The organism is Sphingomonas sp. IC-11 (assembly GCF_021043365.1).
Classification (GTDB): Bacteria; Pseudomonadota; Alphaproteobacteria; order Sphingomonadales; family Sphingomonadaceae; genus Sphingomonas.
Genome location: NZ_JAJNDU010000003.1, coordinates 189,911 through 208,087, shown reverse-complemented (window position 1 = coordinate 208,087; position 18,177 = coordinate 189,911). Strand labels below are relative to the sequence as shown.

Here is an 18,177-nt window from a genome sequence, read left to right as displayed (position 1 = left end):
CCGGGTGGCTCAGCGCACGCGCATGCCGCGGACGCTCCGTCCCCCAATCGTGATGAAATAGCTGCCGATGGCGCCCCGACGAATCCGAATCTTGTCGCCCGGCTTGGGCGGGAAGGTCATCGCCTCGGTGGTTTGCCAGACCGCCTCGTTTTCTCCGTTCAGCCGGATTTCGACTCGCCCGTTCTGCACCTGCCGGGCAGAGGCGACCGTGGTGTTGATCTCGCTGAACTCCTCTTTCTTTTCCTCATCGTCATTGTCGTCGAACAGGCCGACGCGGGGCAGGGTGAAGCCGAAGAGTGACCGCTTCGTGCGCCGCACGTCCTCCTTGTCGAGAATGCGCACCTCCTTGGCCTGAACGGCCTGCTCCAGCGCCGCTGCCGCTTTGTCGAAGCAGGCGAGGCGCTGTTCGGCTGCTGTGATCGCGCGGCATTGCGAGAAGGATCGGAGGACGCGCGAACCCGCCCCGTCCTGCGTTTGCGCCTGCGCGTTCGCCACACCACCTGCACCGATTAGTGCAACCATGACTGCGCTTGTTGCCAGCCGATGGAACTGCGCCATTTATTGTCTCCCTGAAGTGGTTTGAGCGATAGAGAGTGTCGCGAAAACGGACAAGGCGGACAGGAAAGTGTTGCCTTCCTGTTACACCCGCGTCGCAATGTTGCGGTTGCGTTGTGTGGAGATTGCAGGGGCGTGATTTGCTGACTAGCCCGTTGCTCCATGTGGGTTGGTCAGGGCCAACTGCACATTAGGGCAAGCCGATAAACCGGGTCCAACCGGGGCATCAAAAGGGAAACACACATGCGCACAACTTTTCGCTCGCGCTTGTTGACGACGACGCTGTTCGTCGGCGCCGTCATGGCCGCCGGCGCTGCGTCCGCTCAACAGGTCGACTCGACTGTCACCCCGGGTGCACCCGCACCGGGCGTTGTCACGCAGGAAGGTGCTGACACGTCCGAGACCTCGACCGGCGACATCGTCGTTACCGGTACGCTGATCAAGAACCCGAACCTCGTTCAGGCGACTCCGGTGAAGGTCGTCGGCGCGGACGAAATCGATCTGCGTCAGGCGAACACCGCGGAAGGCCTGCTGCGCGAACTGCCGGGCATCACCCCGTCGATCGGTTCGGCCGTGAACAACGGCAACGGCGGTGCGTCGTTCGTCAACCTGCGTAACCTCGGTTCGAACCGCAACGTCGTTCTGCTTGACGGCGTTCTCGCGCTCAGCTCGAGCAACGGCGCAGCAGGCGGTTCGGGCACGGCAGTCCCGTCGCGCTTCTCGCTTCCGGGCCAGGGCACGCGCCAGGTCAATGCAGCCGGCACGGACTTCCGTCCGGGTACCGCGTTCACCGCGTTCAACTTCAACCCGTACAACGTCTATCAGACGCCGTTCCAGCGCTTCAACATGTACGGCGCCGCGAACTACGAGGTGAGCGACGCGGTTGAGGTTTACACCCGCGGCATCTTCTCGAAGAACACCGTATCCACGATCATCGCACCGTCGGGCGCCTTTGCTCTGCCGGTTCAGATCCCGCTCAACAACCCGTTCCTTACCGACGGGCTGCGCAACACGTTCTGCACGGCGAACGGCATTTCGGCGGCAGCTTGCGCCGCCGCTGCCAATCCGGCGCTGACGCCGGGCACGCCGGGCTACCGGGAGGTCACCACCGCTCTGTCGCGTCGTTCGACCGAAGTTGGTCCGCGTATCAGCGAATACACCACGACCTTCTTCGACTATCGCCTGGGCTTCCGCGGCGCGATCACCAGCACGATCGACTGGGACATCTTCGGTTCGTACGGTGAGTCCGAGAACCTGCAGGAAATTCAGGGCTACACCCTGAACTCGCGCGTGCGCGCCAGCTTGCTCGCCAACAACCCGACCACGTGCTTCAGCGGCACGCCGGCCGGCTGCGTTCCGATCAACTGGTTCGGTCCAGAGAACAACGCCACCTGGACGAGCGACGCGATCAACTTCCTGAACGAGACGTCAACCGTTCGTACCCGCACCACCCTGGCGCAGGCACGTGCAACGGTCAGCGGCGACTTCGGCGTGTCCAGCCCGCTCTCCGAAAACCCGATCTCGTTCGCAGTTGGTGGCGAATATCGCCGCTACAGCGCGTCGCAGATCTCCGACACGCTGGCTTCGGCTGGTGAGCTCGGCGGCGCCGGCGGTGCAAACCCGAACATCGACGGCGGCTATGACGTCTACGAAGCGATCGGCGAAATCATCGTCCCGCTGGTTCAGAACCGTCCGTTCTTCCAGGATCTGACGGTCGAAGGCGGCATCCGCTATTCGAGCTATTCGATCGATGCGGCGGGTGATCCGGGCTTCAACACCACCACCTGGAAGGCGGCCGGTAGCTGGACTCCGGTCAACGGCCTGAAGATCCGCGGTAACTATGCTCGCGCCGTTCGTGCGCCGAACATCTCCGAGCTCTTCTCGCCGATCAACACGGTGCTGACCAACCTCAACAACGATCCGTGCGCGACCTTCAACGATGTGGGCGCTCGTATCCGTCCGAACCCGACCGGCGAACTCGCCGCCGTCTGCCTTGCGCAGGGCGCGACGCCTGCGACGATCAACTCGATCGCGCAGCCGACCTCGGGTCAGGCCAACACCACCGGTGGCGGTAATCTCGCGCTGAATCCGGAAACTTCGACCAGCTGGACGGCGGGCGTGGTTTTCCAGCCGAGCTTCATCCCGCGTCTGTCGATCTCGGTTGACTACTACAGCATCAAGATCAAGGACGCGATCACGTCGCCGACGCCGGACGACGCGATCTCGGGTTGCTTCGGTGAACCGGATGCCGCTGGCAACTACTCGCCGGCTCCGGGTGCTGCGGGCACCGCGGCTTGCGCGCTGATCGGCCGTAACCCGCTGACGGGTTCGGTAAGCGGTGACTATGCCACCACTCCGGGCCTGATCCTCGGCACGTCCAACCTCGGCACGCTGGAAACCAGCGGTATCGACGCCACGTTGAACTACGCGCACGATCTGGGCTTCGCGAAGCTCAGCCTGGCGGGTCAGCTCACCTGGGTTGAGAAGTCGCGCTTCCAGGCCGTTGTGGGCGTTGGTGAGAACCGCGAGTGCGTCGGCTACTATTCGGCGAACTGCGGTCAGCCGATCCCCGAGTGGCAGTGGTCGGTTCGTCCGACGCTGACGGTCGAGAACGTGGACATCTCGGTGCTGTGGCGTCACATCGGTTCGACCCGGTACGAGCCGGGCCTGGGTGACCTGTTCGAGGGCACGCTGCCGGCGAGCGCTGGTGGGCTTGCTGGCCGTGAGGTCAACTTCAACCGCATCGGTGCGAAGGACTATATCGACCTCAACACCCGTATCGGTGTCGGCGAGAACCTGACCTTCACCATCGGCATCCAGAACCTGTTCGACATCGAGCCGCCGCTGGTTGGCGGTGAGGCTGGTTCGACCTCGTTCAACAGCGGCAACACCTTCCCGTCGACCTACGACGCGATCGGTCGCCGTTACGTGATGGCTGCGAAGATCCGCTTCTAAGCGCGACCTTCAAACCAACTGAGAAGGGCGGGCCTCGTGCCCGCCCTTTTTTTGTCCGCCGTACGCCCGGCACTTTAGCGCCGGCTCAGCCAAGGCGGTGACCAGGCGCGGGTCAGCGAAGCAGCGGATAGGGCAAGGCCATTGGAATCCCGGAGCGCTCTGCGAGCACCACCGCCCAGGCGTGGACCTTGTCGATCTCGTCGCCATGTGCTGCGATGGCTGCCGCCTGCTCCTCGGCCCGATCCCCGGTTGAGAACGGCTGCCCCGATTTGCTGTGCCGCGTCAGGGCTGCGTGGTTGCTAAATCGCTCTGCCGGCAAGCCAAACCACGCCGCAGCCGCACTGGTCGCGCGCGCCGGATCGGCCATTAATGCCTCGGAATCGAGCGAACGGACCCGATCCGGGAAATGCTGCGTCAGCAACGCAAACTGTCGCTGCTGCGCGAGCCAGCCTACCGCGGCGACCTGCAAATCGCTCTGCCGGAAATAGTCAGCGGGCTGAAACCCGAGCTCGACCAACCCGTCGTGCAGCAGGCCCTCCAGCAGTTCCCGCACCCACAATCGACACCACAGCCCCTTGCGCGCCACCGACGCGAGAAACGTGCGCAACGGCGCGTGGAGCAGGATCGCTCGGGAGTCTGGTCGCAACGCCAGCATCGGCCGCTGCAAGCCGCACAGGATGTTGGAAGGCTTCACGATCACGCTTTCACCCGGGCTCCACGGACGGGCGAGCAGCGCCATCGCATAGTCGAGCAATCGGGCCAGATCGGGCCCGGTGCGTTCGCCGCGGCGGCGGATGCCTGTCACGTCATTCAGCAGAACCGGTTCGGAAAGGCCCATGGCGGCGCCAGGCAGATCAAGCGCGCGCACCAGCATCGTGGAGGCACAAAAGGCGGAGTGGAAAATGAAGTGCAGCGGTGCCGCATGGCCGCGCGCCGCCGCCAAGGCCGTTTCACGGTCAAGCACGTGCTCTGGCTGCTTGCCGATCAACTCATCTGTCAGAAATGGCCCATTCTGATGCAGTTCGCGCGGAACATATCGATAGAGTAGCTGATCGCGAACTGGCTCGTAACGGTGAGCCAACCAGCTTGCATCAGCAGGATCGAAAGTGTTGCCGAGATACATTACTTGCCGTTAGCCTTTCTTCGCGGGCGCAGCATTGTCTTTCCAACGTTGTCGCCGCGACATAAGAAGAGGTCATGTCGCTGACCTCTCAAGAAGCCAATGCCCAAGGCCTGGCGGCCCTGCGCAATCGTGATCTCGCGAAGGCGCAACGATGCTTCGAGCAGGCGGTGGCGCTTGATCCGTCCGCGGGTAGCCTGTGGCGCAATCTGGCTCATGCGCGCCGCTTGGCGGGGGATGAGTCTGGTGAGCGTGTGGCGCTGGAAGGGGCCCTTGGCATTGATGCGCGCGATCTCGCCGCTCTGGTGCGGCTGGCACAATGGTTTGAACGGGCCGGCGACCGACGCGAGGCAATGCTTCGCTGGTCCGGTGTGATTCAATTGGGTGAACAGATCGCCAGTCCCAGCGAGGAACTGGCCGGGCTGCTTGCCCACGCCCGCGATTATTGCGCGCAACAGGGAGCGGCCCTCGCGACACCCATCCGCCAGGCACTTGCGCCACGCTATGACGACTTCGGGCAGACGGGCCGCCGTCGTGCCCAGGCGTTCATCGAACATTCGCTCGGCACCCGTCGCATTTATCCGAATGTCTGTGCGGGCATTCACTATCCCTTTTTGCCCGCTGACGAATTCTTTGACGACCATCATTTTCCCTGGTTCGCGGATCTCGCCGCCAGGACAGACGCGATCCGCGCCGAGCTTCAGGCGCTGATCGCGGATCCCGGCGCGGATCTGATCCCCTATGTTCGAATGGAAAAGGGGGTTTCCGGCAGCCAGTGGGATCCACTCAACCACAATCTCGATTGGGGCGCCTGCTTCCTGTGGGAATATGGTCGCCCCAACACGCCCGTGCTGGATCGCTGCCCCAACACGGCAGCCGCATTGGCGGCACTGCCAGGTGCGCGCATTCCGGGCAGGGCGCCCAGCGCGTTCTTTTCCATGCTGAAGCCGCACACCCGCATTCCGCCGCATACTGGCGTCACCAATACGCGGGCCATCGTGCATCTGCCCTTGATCGTGCCACCGGGCTGCGGCTTCCGCGTCGGTGGGGAAACCCGGGAATGGGTGGTCGGCCAACCCTTCGCTTTTGATGACACCATCGAACATGAAGCATGGAACAACAGCGATGAATTACGCGCCGTGCTGATCTTTGACGTCTGGAATCCACATCTTTCCCCGGAAGAGCAGGCCATTGTTGCCGACTATTGCGCTATGGTAGATGAACTATCGAGTTCCCCTGTCGTGGGGTGAGCGGATCAAGTTCAAACGGGGAGAATGGGGAATGTCGGGTATTTCTGTTGCGCTTGCTGTCTTGCTTCAGGCTGCGGCCACGCCTGCTTCTGCGATGCCGGCATCACCGCCCGCCGATTCGCCCATCTGCCGTCGCATCGAAGTAACCGGTTCGCTCGTCCGCAAGGAAAGGGTCTGCAAGACCAAGGCTGAATGGCGCGCTGTTGATGAAAACGGCAATTCTCGCGCCCGGGCGATTGTTGATTACAGCACCGGGCGTCCGACCGGTCAGTAATCATCGGCTGCTTGGTCGCGGCGGGTGTGTGGGGGCACCTCCCGCCGCGTGAGGCGTGCGCCCATGTGGGCGGCGCTTGGGGGGAACATCAATGATCATGTCTTTGGGGCTGTTGCTTCAGGTTGCGGCTCTGTCCGGCGGTGTATCGCCGCCGCCGGCAGAACGCGTTTGCCGCAAGATCGAAATCACCGGCTCGCTGGTCCGCAAGGAGCGTGTTTGCAAGACCAAGGCGGAATGGCGCCAGGTGGAAGAATGGGGCAACCGTCGCGCCCGCGCTATCATCGAGCATAGCGCCGGCCGCCCGCTTTCCGATACGATGTAGTCACTTACCGGTCAGAAAATCCCCAGGAACTTCTTGCGCTGTTCCTTGCCGGGTTTCTCCTTGCCCTTTTCGTCCTTGGCGGTGGTGCCGCTGCCGACGTCGTCGCGCTTCTCGCCCTTGGTGGTGCGTTGCGCGGCTGCCGTTGCCCCCGCCAGCACCGGGCCACAAGCGGCCGACTTCGCGTCGCCAATGTCGACAAAGGCGAGAACGCCCGCCAGCGGCGAGGCTACCACTGCCAGACCGAGGCCAGCGCCTGCCCGGCCGATCAACTGCGGGCTGATCACGTCAAGCGACGGCGCGGAGAAATAGCCGCCGATCCCCACTGGCGACTGGCCGGAGAACAGGCTGAACTTCTTGGCATCCGCGCGGATCGCGATGTCGATCGCCTCCGTACGGAAGCTGAAACCGCCGCGGCCGAGGATCACGTTCTTGCTGGTGTCGATCAGGATCGGGTCTGCCGCCGCAATCCCGCTGCGCACGGTGAACGCGACGAGACCGCAATTGATCTCGACCGGCTTCTTCAGCTTGCCGGCGAACATCTTCTGGACGAACGTGCCGATGTCGAGTTCGGACAGCTGGACGTTGCGTGTCCACAGCGCGCCCTGCGGCATGACGAAGGCGATGCGGCCGCTTGATGTCGCGAGCGAATCCGCGATCGAATCGCCGCGGCCGTTCAACTGGACGCGGCCCTTGATCGTGCCGGTGGTGCCCGATTCCGCGACGCCCCAGCCGGCGAACAGCCGCCCCATCGGCGTCGGCGCGAGGCGGAAGTCATACTTCACCGCACTTGGCCGTTGGCGCGTATCGAACACGATGTCGCTGGCGACGTTGCCGCGCGCCATGGCGAAGTTGAACGGCGACAGCGCCAGGCGGCCGCGATCGAGATCGAGCGTCAGCTCCATGTTCGAGATCGGCACGCGGCGCGACTTCACCTGGTCGACCGTCCACACGAGGTCAGCGTCGAAGGTGCGCATCTTCTCGACCGGCATGTCATCGTCCGGGAGCAGCTTGCGCGGGCCTGATCCGGTCGCCGCCGCCGCCGCGACCGCACCCTTCGTTTCGACGATATCGGGATTGTAGCCGACGAGGACCGACGCATCGACGATATCGAGGCTGCGGGTACGGATCACCGAGTCGAGGTGCAGCCGATCCCCGTTGGTCACCGTCAGCTTGCCAGCGACGTCGCTCTCGCCGACGGTGCCGGCAATATTGGTGAAACGGTAGACCTCGCCGTCCTTCACCATCCGGCCCTTGAGCGCATAGCGCCGCGTTTCGGGCAGGACGACGCCGATGATGCCGAGCAGTTCGGACAGGTCACGCCCGCGCGCGCGCGTCTGCAGCGGCACCTTCTCGATCTCGGCCAGCGAGGGGAGCGTGCCCGACACGTCGACCACGTTGTTCGCGGCCCAGGCGCGCGCCGTCAGCTTGTTCTCGCCGCGGTTCACCGTCGCGTCGGGGGACAGCAATTGCGCGGTGACGCGAAACGGCGTGTCGCGGATGCGGCCGGTACCGCCGACCCGCACCGACTTGCCGATCTGCGCATCTTCCGAACGGATGTCCTCGATCCCGAGATCGGCGAGCAGCCGCATGCGGGGATCAAGATAGCGCACCGTCGTGCCGCGCACGGTTGCGACGTCGATGCGCGGAAACTCCAGCGGCTTGCCGCCCTTCTTCTCGCTGAACGTCCAGGTGTTGGTGGTATGCCCGGCGTTCCACTCCAGATCCGCCGCGCCGTTTTGCAGGTCGAGCCAGTAGAGTCGCCGCTTGCCGAACAGCAGTGACAGTGGCGCGATTCGCGTGTCGATCCGGTCGGCGCGGAACAGATAGGGGCGCGTCGCCCATTCCGGATTAGCGATGGTGAAGCGCTCGGCGTAGAACTTGATCCTGAGCGGCGCGAAATACAGCTGGAAATCGCCGCCGACGCGCACCTCGCGGTTGGTCATCCGCCCGACGATCGTCTCGAAGGGGCCCTTGAGGAACCGGCCCTTGGTGATGAACAGCACCAGCCAGATGAGCGCCGGGATGGCGAGGATGGCGATGATCGTGTTGCGCAGGATATGACGGCGATGACGCGGATCGCGCGGGGCCGTGCCCGGCGTGGGCTTTACCCCGGACAGCGGGGGCTGCCGATCAGGTTCAGTCGCCATGTCCATGAAGGCGGGAATCGCATGGCGCAGGCGTTGGTTGCATTTGACCGGCCCCGCCGCTATGCGCCCCGCTTCTTCCCAGCGAGGTGAAAAGAATCGCCCGGCCATCAGGGCTGCCGCGGCGGTTCCAGTCTCGCTTGATTTGAAAGGACCAAAATGCCCAAGCTCAAGACCAAGAGCGGCGTCAAGAAGCGCTTCAAGCTCACCGCATCCGGCCTGCTCAAGCACGGCGTCGCTGGCAAGCGTCACCGCCTGATCAGCCACAACAGCAAGTACATCCGCCAGAACCGCGGCACCAAGGTGCTGTCGAAGGCCGACACCGCGACGGTGAAGGCATGGGCGCCGTACGGCCTGCGTTGAGCGAGAGGAACTAGCACATGGCACGCATCAAGCGGGGCGTAACCACTCGCGCCAAGCACAAGAACATTCTGGAACAGGCCAAGGGTTACCGCGGTCGCCGGAAGAACACGATCCGCATCGCGCGGCAGGCCGTCGAGAAGGCCGGCCAGTACGCGTATCGCGACCGCAAGGTTAAGAAGCGGACCTTCCGTGGCCTGTGGATCCAGCGCATCAACGCCGGCGTCCGCGCCGAGGGTCTGACCTACAGCCAGTTCATGCACGGCCTGAAGCTTGCGGGCATCGATCTGGACCGCAAGGTCCTGGCCGACATCGCGATGCACGAAGGCGAAGCGTTTACGGCGCTCGTCGCTCAGGTGAAGAACGCGCTGCCGGCCGCAGCGACCGCCTGATCTAGCGCCAGCTAGATCAGGACTTCGCCAGGCCGGGCAGCGGAGCAGCGCAGCTGTTCCGTCTGACGGCGTGGCGCGGTTCGGACCTGAAGCGACACGAAGGGCGTGGGTGGCAACACCCGCGCCCTTTGCGTGTCTGGCGCCTTCCCGAGTAAAGCGCGCATAACAACCCGCATGGGCGAGACTGATGACCGAGATTGACGACCTGAAGACGCACCTGCTGACCGCGATCGAGGCCGCGGCCGGGCTGGAGGCGCTGGAAACCGTGCGCGTCGACGCGCTGGGCAAGCAGGGCCGGGTTACCGCGCTGCTGAAGTCGATGGGCGGCCTCAGCCCCGAGGAGCGCCAGGTGAAGGGCCCTGCGATCCACGGCCTGCGCGAGGCCGTGACCAACGCCATCGCCAATCGCAAGGCCGCGCTGGAGGCCGCCGCGCTGGAGGCGAAGCTCGCCGCCGAGCGGATCGACATGACGCTGCCGGTCGATGCGCCACTCGCCGGCACGATCCACCCGGTCAGCCAGGTGATGGACGAACTGGCGGAGATCTTCGCCGATCTCGGCTTCGCGGTTGCCACTGGCCCGGAAATGGAGACCGACTGGCACAATTTCACCGCGCTCAACATTCCGGAAACGCATCCGGCGAGGGCGATGCACGACACGTTCTACCTTGCCGGCGATCACGTGCCCGAGGATCGCGAGCGGCCCCGCCTGCTGCGCACACACACCTCGCCGGTCCAGATCCGCACCATGCTGGCGAACAAGCCGCCGATCCGCATCATCGCGCCCGGCCGCACCTATCGCAGCGACAGCGACGCGACCCACACGCCGATGTTCCACCAGGTCGAAGGGCTGGTGATCGACAAGGGCATCACCATGGGTCACCTCAAGTGGACCTTGGAGACGTTCCTCAAGGCCTTCTTCGAGCGCGACGACATCGTGCTGCGGCTGCGCCCGAGCTACTTCCCATTCACCGAACCCTCGGCGGAGGTCGACGTCGGCTACACGCTGCAAAAGGGCAAGCGCGTGATCGGCGGCGGCGGGGATGTTCCCAACGGCGGCTGGATGGAAGTGCTGGGCAGCGGCATGGTCCACCCGAAGGTGATCGCCGCCTGCGGGCTCGATCCCGACGAATGGCAGGGTTTCGCCTTCGGCTGCGGCATCGATCGCCTCGCCATGCTGAAATACGGCATGGACGACCTGCGCGCCTTCTTCGACGGCGATATCCGCTGGCTCAAGCATTATGGCTTCTCCGCCCTCGACGTCCCGACACTGTCGGGCGGCGTCGGCGCGGCGTGATCGGACGATAGAGATGAAACTCACGCTTTCCTGGCTCAAGGACCACCTCGACACGTCGGCGTCGCTGGACGAGATCCTCGTTGGCCTCACTCGCATCGGCCTCGAGGTCGAAGGGGTCGAGAACCCCGGCGAGAAGCTCGCCGCTTTCCGCATCGCCAAGGTGCTGACGGCCGAGCGCCATCCGCAGGCGGACAAGCTTCAGGTGCTGTCGGTCGACGCCGGTGACGGCCCCTTGCAGGTCGTCTGCGGCGCCCCCAACGCCCGCGCCGGCCTCGTCGGCGTGTTCGGCATGCCCGGCGCGACGGTGCCGGCCAACGGCATGGTACTGAAGGTCGCGGCGATCCGCGGCGTCGAATCGAACGGCATGATGTGCTCCACACGCGAGCTGGAGCTGGGCGACGATCATGACGGCATCATCGAACTGGCCGCCGATGCGCCGGTCGGCGATGTCTATGCCGAATGGGCCGGCCTCAACGATCCGGTCATCGACGTGTCGATCACGCCCAACCGGCAGGATTGCATGGGCGTGCGCGGAATCGCGCGCGATCTCGCCGCCGCCGGCCTCGGCACGCTGAAGCCGCTGAGCGTGGAGCCGGTCGCCGGCGAAGGCGCTGGCCCCGACGTGCGCACCGACGATCCCGCGGGCTGCCCGGCCTTCTTCGCGCAAGGCGTGAACGGCGTATCCAACGGCGCGTCGCCCGAGTGGCTGGCGAAGCGCCTGCGCGCGATCGGTCAGAAGCCGATCTCCGCGCTGGTCGACATTACCAATTACGTCACCGTCGATCTCGGCCGCCCGCTGCACGTCTATGACAAGGCGAAGCTCTCCGGCGGCCTCGTCGCGCGCAAGGCGAAGGCGGGCGAGACGGTGCTCGCGCTCAACGGCAAGACCTACACGCTCGACGAGACGATGACGGTCATCGCCGACGAGGCCCATGTCCACGACATCGGCGGCATCATGGGCGGCGAGGAATCGGGCGTGTCGGACACCACCACCGACGTCGTCATCGAATGCGCCTATTTCGATCCCGAGCATATCGCGCGCACCGGCCAGAAGCTGATGCTGACCAGCGATGCGCGCCAGCGGTTCGAGCGCGGCGTAGATCCGGCGTTCCTCGACGACGGCCTCGCCATCGCCACCCGCCTCGTGCTCGACCTGTGCGGCGGTCAGCCGACCGGCGTGACGCGCGCTGGCGAGCCGCCGCTGGGGACGCGCAGCTACGCCTATGATCCCGCTCGCGCCGAAACGCTCGGCGGACTCGCTGTCGCGCCGGAGCGGCAGCGTGCGATCCTCGCCTCGCTCGGCTTCATCGTCAGCGACGATTGGCAGGTCACCCCGCCAACGTGGCGCCGAGATGTGGACGGCCCGGCCGATCTGGTGGAGGAAGTGATCCGCATCGAGGGCATCGACAATGTCCCCTCGGTGCCGCTGCCGCGCGCGCCGGGTGTCGCGACGCCCACCGCCACGCCGGAGCAGAAGCTGGAGCGCCGCGTCCGCCGCGCCGCCGCCGCGCGCGGCCTCGACGAGGCGGTGACGTGGAGCTTCATCTCGGAAACCGAAGCCGCGCCGTTCGGCGGCGGTGCCTTCACGTTGGCCAATCCGATCAGCGAGGACCTGAAGGTCATGCGCCCGTCGCTGCTGCCCGGCCTGCTCTCGGCCGCCGCGCGCAACGTGCGGCGCGGGGCTGGCACGATCCGCCTGTTCGAGATTGGCCGCCGCTATCTCGCCGACAAGGAACGCGCGACGCTCAGCCTTGTCCTTGCCGGTGACCGCCGCGCGCGGCACTGGCAGACGGGCAAGGCGCAAGGCTTCGATGCGTTCGACGCCAAGACCGAGGCGCTGGCGCTGCTCGCCGCCGCCGGAGCGCCGGTCGATAATCTGCAGGTGTTCGGCGAAGCTGGTGACGCCTGGCACCCCGGCCAGTCGGGCACGCTGCGGCTCGGGCCGAAAACGGTGCTCGCCGCCTTCGGCATCCTCCACCCCAACGTCACCCGCGCGTTCGATCTCGACGCCGGCGTCGCCGCGGTGGAGCTGTACCTCGATGCGATTCCCGCCAAGCGTGAGCAAAAGGGCGGGGGCGGCTTCATGCGCCCGGCCTATACGCCGCCCGCGCTGCAGGCCGTCCGCCGCGACTTCGCCTTCCTCGTGCCGGAGGGGCTGGCCGCAGATGCGCTCGCCCGTGCCGTAAAGGGCGCGGACAAGGCCGCGATCGTCTCCGCCCGCGTGTTCGACGTCTTCACCAAGGACGGCGAAACCTCGATGGCGGTCGAGGTCGTGCTGCAGCCGGGCGACAAGGCGTTCGTCGAGGCCGAGCTGAAGGCGATTGCCGACAAGGTCGTCGCCGCCGCCGCCAAGCTGGGTGCGTCGCTCCGCGGCTGAGACATATTCGTCATCCCCGCGTCGGCGGGGATGACGATGAAGGAGGCAAAGTGACCGACTGGATCACCATTGCGAACGATCACCTGTCCGCAGCGATCAACCCGCTCGGCGCGGAACTGTCCTCGCTGAAGGATGCTGACGGCCGCGAGTTGATGACCGATGCCGATCCCGCCTTCTGGACCGGCCGCGCGCCCTTGCTCTTCCCCATCGTCGGCAAGCCCGCGGGCGAAGTGATCCGCATCCACGGTCGCGAATACCCGATGAAGCAGCACGGCTTCGCCCGCCGCCTGCCGTTCACGCTGATCGACCACGGCCCGACGCACGCGACCTTCCGTTTGAAGGACAGCGAAGAGACGCGCGCCCACTACCCCTTTGCCTTCACGCTGGACGCGACTTTCCGATTGGATGGCCCGACGCTCAAAACCGAAATCGAAATCGCCAATCCGAACGCGGATTCGATGCCCGCGAGTTTCGGTTTTCACCCCGCATTCGCCTGGCCGCTGCCGGGAGGCGGAGAAAGAGGCCAGCACCGTATTACGTTCGGCCAAAATGAGCCGGATGGCGTCCGGCCGATCGCCGATGACGGGACGATCAAGGCCGGTTTCAATCCCTCTCCGCTGGACGGTCGGACGCTCCACCTGGCCGACGATCTGTTCGCGCATGACGCCCTGGTGTGGGACAATGTCCGCTCCTCCAGCGTCACTTATGGTGCGCCCGGCGGGCCGCATCTGCGGATCGACTTTCCCGACACTCCGATGCTCGGCATCTGGACCAAGCCCGGCGCCCGCTACATCTGCGTCGAGCCGTGGCACGGCATCGCCGATCCGGAGGGCTATGCCGGTGAATTCGTTGAAAAACCCGGCATCTTCCTGGTCCCGCCCGGTGGTTCCAAGTCCATCAGCATGGCGGTAACGCTCCTCCCATGAAACTCGACACGCTCATCGGTGAACCCTGGGGCGATTATGGCCTCGTCGACTGCGGCCATGGTCGGAAGCTCGAGCGCTACGGCGACTATCGCTTCATCCGCCCCGAACCGCAGGCGCTCTGGGCGCCGGCCAGTAACGACTGGAAATCACACGGAGAATTCATTCCTGGCAGCGACGAGGACGGCGGCGGTCAGTGGCATTATACCCGCCCTATCCCGCGAGACGGCTGGCCGCTCGCCTGGGGTGTCGGCCCCGGCACCGTGCGCTTCACCGCGCAGAACACACCCTTCCGCCACCTGGGCTTCTTTCCCGACATGGCGCCAGTCTGGTCCTGGCTGCGTGAGCAGCTGGACGGCGTGGCCGAGCCTGAAGCATTGAATTTGTTTGGTTATACCGGCGTCGGCACACTCGCGCTGTCAGCGGCGGGCGCGAAGATGGTCCATGTCGATGCGTCCAAGAAATCGGTCGAGGCGGCGCGCGCCAATGCGAAGCTTTCCGGTATGGCCGATCGCCCTGTGCGCTGGATCGTCGACGATGCGGCAAAGTTCGTCGCGCGCGAGGTGAGGCGCGGCCGCCGCTATGACGCGATCCTGCTCGATCCGCCCAAATATGGCCGCGGGCCGGATGGCGAGATCTGGCGCCTGGAGGAGCATCTGCCCGGCCTGATCGCGGATTGCCGCCAGCTGCTCGATGGCAACTCGCGCGCGCTGTTCCTCACCGTCTATGCCGTGCGCATGTCTGCCCTCGCGATCGGCGAGATGCTGCGCCAGGTGTTCGCCGATCTCCCGGGTAAGGTGGAATGTGGCGAGCTTGGCGTGCGCGAAGAGGCGCGCGGCTTGGTGCTGCCGACCGCGATCTGGGCGCGCTGGTCCAACGCGTGACTTGCACCCTGCATCGCGCGCTCCCAGATGCAGGGCAAGTTACGGAGAACAGTCGCCCATGGATCAGTTGAACCTGTCGGAAGCCGAATGGAAACAGCGGCTTACGCCCGAACAATATCATGTGCTGCGTGAGGCAGGCACCGAGCGGGCGTTCGCCGGCAAGTACAATGATTACAAGGCTGACGGCATCTATCATTGCGCGGCCTGCGCGCTGGAATTGTTCGACAGCGCCGACAAATATGATTCGGGATCGGGTTGGCCCAGCTTTACCCAGCCGATTGCGGCTGATGCGGTGACCGATCATCGCGACACCAGCCATGGCATGATCCGGATCGAATCGCGGTGCGCGCGGTGCGACAGCCACCTTGGCCATGTGTTCCCCGATGGCCCACCGCCGACGGGACTGCGTTACTGCATGAACTCCGTCAGCCTCGATTTCCGCGCTCGCAAGTAAGCGGCTTCGCCACGCCGGTTTGCGCCGGCGCGGTGGAGGTAGCTCATCTTGTTAAGCACAGCCTAAGCTTCTATCCCACAAGGCGCTTCGATGGCCCGCGCCCCTGCCCCCCGTTCGCCTTGGCGCCGCCGCCTGTCGATCACGATCAAGTTGCTGATCGCGCTCGCGGTGCTGGCGGTTGGTGCCCTTGTCACCGCGGTTTACATCGCGCGTGCGCAGCTGCCCTCGTTTGAAGAGCTGAAATCCTCACCGAACGGTCAGATGATTCGCGTGCATGCGGTGGACGGCACGGTTCTCGTCTCCATCGGGCCAAGCTATGGTGAGTGGCTGCCGTTCGATCGGATTCCGCGCGTGATGCGCGATGCGACCATCGCCGTTGAGGACAAGCGCTTCTACAGCCATCTGGGCGTGGATCCGATCGGCGTCGCACGATCGGTCAAGGTCCGCCTGGATCGGGGGCGCTGGGTGCAGGGCGGCTCCACAATTACGCAGCAGCTCGCGCGTAACGTCTTCCTTAACAATCAGAAGAAGTTCGGCCGCAAGTTCCGCGAATGGATCCTCGCGCTCGCTATGGAGCGCAAGTTCACCAAGGATCAGGTGCTCGAACTTTACCTGAACAAGGTTTACTATGGCGGCGGCGCTTATGGGATCGACGCGGCGTCGCGCAAGTTCTTCGGTCATGGCGCCAACCGGCTGTCGCTGAGTGAAGCGGCAATTATTGCCGGGTTGGTGAAGGCGCCGTCCAATTACTCTCCCACTGCAGACGCTCAGGCGGCTGTTGATCGGGCGCAGGTGGTGCTGCGCGTGATGGCTGAGAATGGCGTGATCAGCGCCAGCGAGGCGGCGGATGCCGACCCGAATGCGGTGAAGCTTGCACCCGAGCCCAAGCAAAACAGCGTGCGTTACTTCACTGATTGGGCGTTGCCGCAGCTGGAATTGTTGATCGACGAAACGGAACGACCGCTGGAGGTCTGGACCACGCTCGATCTCAACATGCAGAGGGCTGCTGACGCTGCGATCCGCGCCAATGCTCCGGGTGGTGCCCAGGGCGCTCTTGTCGCCCTCGATCGCGACGGGGCTGTGCGCGCCATGGTCGGCGGCAAGGACTATGTGTCCTCCATCTACAACCGCGCAACCCAGGCGCAGCGCCAGCCCGGCTCCGCGTTCAAGCTGTTCGTTTATCTGGCTGCGCTGGAAGCGGGGATGACCCCTGAGTCGACGGTGGTAGACGAGCCAGTGACGATCGGCGGATGGAGCCCCCGCAACAGTTCGCGGCGCTTCTCCGGGCAAGTGACGTTGCGCACTGCCTTTGCGTATTCCTTGAACACCGTCGCGGCGAAGCTGGGGCAGCAGGTCGGCTTTACGACTGTCGCCGACATGGCCCGCCGCTTCGGCATCACATCGTCCATCAACACGCATCCTTCGATGGTGCTTGGCACATCCGACGTGCGACTGATCGACATGACGCGCGCGTTCGCAAGCGTCGCAAACAAGGGCGTTGCGGTGACGCCGTTCGGCATCACCAAAGTGACGGCGAACAACGAGGTGATCTACGAACATGAGGTAGATCGCAGCCGCGTGCTTGTGGCGCCTTATGTAGCGGCTCAGATGACGGACCTGCTGCAGACCGCGGTTAACACCGGCACTGGCCGTGCCGCACAGATCGGTCGCCCCGTGGCTGGTAAGACGGGCACCACTTCTTCGTCGAAGGACGGGTGGTTCCTGGGCTTCTCCTCTGGTCTCACGACCGGCGTATGGATGGGCCGCGATGACGCGAAGCCAATTGGCGGATTGCAGGGCGGTGCCGCCCCCGCACGCGCTTTTGCCCAGTTCATGGGCAAGGCGGTGGCGGCACGGCCCATTGAGCAGTTCGAGACGGAAGTAACCCTGCCCGAGTGGCAGCTGGAGCCAGACGAAGAGAGCTATTTCGGAGAGCCCGACAACAGCATCTTCGTGGATGAAAGCGGCGCCCCGGTTGCGGTTGATGGCGTGCCCGTGCCCGACGAAAGCTATGGACGCGGTATCGAGCGTCCTTCGCCGCGTGGCGAACGGCCAGTGCCCGAAGGCTATGATGAGGAGCCTTCGGCACCGGCCGCCCTAGACCAGCGCCTGGACCAGGACTGGATCGATCGGGTGACCGGGCGCGAGCCGCCGCGCGAGCCCCGCCGCGATCGCCGGCCTCAGCCGCCGCCCATTGAAGAACGACCGTACCAGTGAAGCGAGGCGCCATTGGCGCGCAGCCATTGCCGATGAGGGGTAGGATCACTGCCGTACAGCGCTTCGACCAGCGCGTGAAAGGCGGGTGAGTGATTCATGTGGACGCGGTGCGCGACTTCATGAGCAGCGGTCGCCTGTCGTACTGCGGCCGGTGCGAATATCAGGCGCCAGCTATAGCGGATTGCGCCGCTGCTGCTGCAACTGCCCCAGCGCCCCCGCGGATCACCGACCGTCACTCGATCAACAGCAACCCCTGCACGGGCGGCGTAAAAGGCGCTGTCGGCCTCGAGCAGCCGTAGCGCTTCTCGACGGAACCACGCTTCCACCCGCCGGGCGATCGTTGCTTCCGGGCCGGAGAGGAGCAAACGATCTCCGTGGCGCCGCACGATCCGCGATGGACCTTCGCGCCAGTCGATTGTCAGCATCTCGTCGTCGACCGGAATCATTGCCCCAGGCACAAAGGGCCGCGCCTGCGGCAAGTTGGCGCGCTGGGCCGCGATCCACTCGCGGTGACCGGCCGCCCACGCCAGCGCCTTGCTGGTCGAAGCACGTTTGGGGACCGTCAGGCGAATACGACCGGTTGCGGGATCAAATGCCAGCTTTACCCGCCGCGCGGTAGGGTGGCGGACGATCTCGATGTCTTCGGTCACGGCTGG

16 protein-coding genes are annotated in these 18,177 nt (G+C 65.0%); 12 read left to right on the top strand and 4 right to left on the bottom strand.

From position 1 onward, the window contains the following. Positions 1–9: 9 nt before the first annotated feature. Positions 10–558 (bottom strand): hypothetical protein, encoded by a 549-nt coding sequence (locus LQ954_RS11690; RefSeq protein WP_231023281.1) that lies wholly within the window; start codon positions 556–558, stop codon positions 10–12. A 240-nt stretch (positions 559–798) separates the two neighbouring features. Here LQ954_RS11690 and LQ954_RS11685 point away from each other — a divergent pair, with 240 nt between their 5' ends. Further along, on the top strand, positions 799–3,510 hold the full coding sequence (locus LQ954_RS11685) for a TonB-dependent receptor domain-containing protein (RefSeq protein WP_231023280.1): 2,712 nt from the start codon (positions 799–801) through the stop codon (positions 3,508–3,510). Between the two features lie 112 nt (positions 3,511–3,622). Here the strand turns inward: LQ954_RS11685 and LQ954_RS11680 are convergent, their stop codons facing one another. Continuing rightward, positions 3,623–4,633 carry a hypothetical protein gene (locus LQ954_RS11680; protein ID WP_231023279.1) on the bottom strand — a complete coding sequence of 337 codons (1,011 nt, stop codon included), beginning with the start codon at positions 4,631–4,633 and terminating at the stop codon, positions 3,623–3,625. 74 nt (positions 4,634–4,707) lie between these two features. On the opposite strand from LQ954_RS11680, the gene LQ954_RS11675 reads away from it, so the two are divergent. The 3 genes from LQ954_RS11675 to LQ954_RS11665 all read left to right on the top strand — a co-directional run bounded on the left by LQ954_RS11675 (position 4,708) and on the right by LQ954_RS11665 (position 6,476). Beyond that, positions 4,708–5,880: an aspartyl/asparaginyl beta-hydroxylase domain-containing protein gene (locus LQ954_RS11675; protein WP_231023278.1), complete on the top strand. Its 1,173-nt coding sequence runs from the start codon at positions 4,708–4,710 to the stop codon at positions 5,878–5,880. Further along, positions 5,849–6,154, top strand: coding sequence for a hypothetical protein (locus tag LQ954_RS11670; RefSeq protein WP_227772010.1), 306 nt, complete (start codon positions 5,849–5,851; stop codon positions 6,152–6,154). Before LQ954_RS11675 ends, LQ954_RS11670 begins: the two co-directional genes overlap by 32 nt. Before the next feature lie 91 nt (positions 6,155–6,245). After that, complete coding sequence (locus tag LQ954_RS11665) at positions 6,246–6,476, top strand: hypothetical protein (protein WP_231023277.1); 231 nt, start codon at positions 6,246–6,248, stop codon at positions 6,474–6,476. 11 nt (positions 6,477–6,487) lie between these two features. On the opposite strand, the gene LQ954_RS11660 is transcribed toward LQ954_RS11665, so the two are convergent. Then, a complete protein-coding gene (locus LQ954_RS11660; RefSeq protein WP_231023276.1) occupies positions 6,488–8,623 on the bottom strand; it encodes an AsmA family protein in 2,136 nt (711 codons plus the stop codon). A 156-nt stretch (positions 8,624–8,779) separates the two neighbouring features. On the opposite strand from LQ954_RS11660, the gene rpmI reads away from it, so the two are divergent. The 8 genes from rpmI to LQ954_RS11620 all read left to right on the top strand — a co-directional run bounded on the left by rpmI (position 8,780) and on the right by LQ954_RS11620 (position 17,521). After that, on the top strand, positions 8,780–8,983 hold the full coding sequence (gene rpmI / locus LQ954_RS11655) for a 50S ribosomal protein L35 (protein ID WP_046407959.1): 204 nt from the start codon (positions 8,780–8,782) through the stop codon (positions 8,981–8,983). 17 nt (positions 8,984–9,000) lie between these two features. Further along, positions 9,001–9,372 (top strand): 50S ribosomal protein L20, encoded by a 372-nt coding sequence (rplT, locus tag LQ954_RS11650; RefSeq protein WP_231023274.1) that lies wholly within the window; start codon positions 9,001–9,003, stop codon positions 9,370–9,372. A gap of 187 nt (positions 9,373–9,559) precedes the next feature. Then, on the top strand, positions 9,560–10,666 hold the full coding sequence (gene pheS, locus LQ954_RS11645) for a phenylalanine--tRNA ligase subunit alpha (RefSeq protein ID WP_231023272.1): 1,107 nt from the start codon (positions 9,560–9,562) through the stop codon (positions 10,664–10,666). Between the two features lie 13 nt (positions 10,667–10,679). After that, positions 10,680–13,043 (top strand): phenylalanine--tRNA ligase subunit beta, encoded by a 2,364-nt coding sequence (pheT, locus tag LQ954_RS11640; protein ID WP_231023270.1) that lies wholly within the window; start codon positions 10,680–10,682, stop codon positions 13,041–13,043. Positions 13,044–13,093: 50 nt separating this feature from the next. Further along, positions 13,094–13,969 (top strand): aldose 1-epimerase family protein, encoded by an 876-nt coding sequence (locus tag LQ954_RS11635; protein WP_231023268.1) that lies wholly within the window; start codon positions 13,094–13,096, stop codon positions 13,967–13,969. Beyond that, positions 13,966–14,850, top strand: a complete 885-nt coding sequence (locus tag LQ954_RS11630) for a class I SAM-dependent methyltransferase (protein WP_231023266.1) — start codon at positions 13,966–13,968, stop codon at positions 14,848–14,850. The genes LQ954_RS11635 and LQ954_RS11630 overlap by 4 nt, the downstream gene beginning before the upstream one ends. Before the next feature lie 58 nt (positions 14,851–14,908). Next, positions 14,909–15,304 carry a peptide-methionine (R)-S-oxide reductase MsrB gene (gene msrB, locus LQ954_RS11625; protein ID WP_231023265.1) on the top strand — a complete coding sequence of 132 codons (396 nt, stop codon included), beginning with the start codon at positions 14,909–14,911 and terminating at the stop codon, positions 15,302–15,304. 90 nt (positions 15,305–15,394) lie between these two features. After that, positions 15,395–17,521, top strand: coding sequence for a transglycosylase domain-containing protein (locus LQ954_RS11620; RefSeq protein ID WP_231023263.1), 2,127 nt, complete (start codon positions 15,395–15,397; stop codon positions 17,519–17,521). Here LQ954_RS11620 and LQ954_RS11615 read toward each other — a convergent pair. Continuing rightward, positions 17,485–18,171, bottom strand: coding sequence for a M48 family metallopeptidase (locus LQ954_RS11615; protein WP_231023261.1), 687 nt, complete (start codon positions 18,169–18,171; stop codon positions 17,485–17,487). The two genes, LQ954_RS11620 and LQ954_RS11615, sit on opposite strands and share 37 nt — an antisense overlap. Between the last annotated feature and the right edge of the window lie 6 nt (positions 18,172–18,177).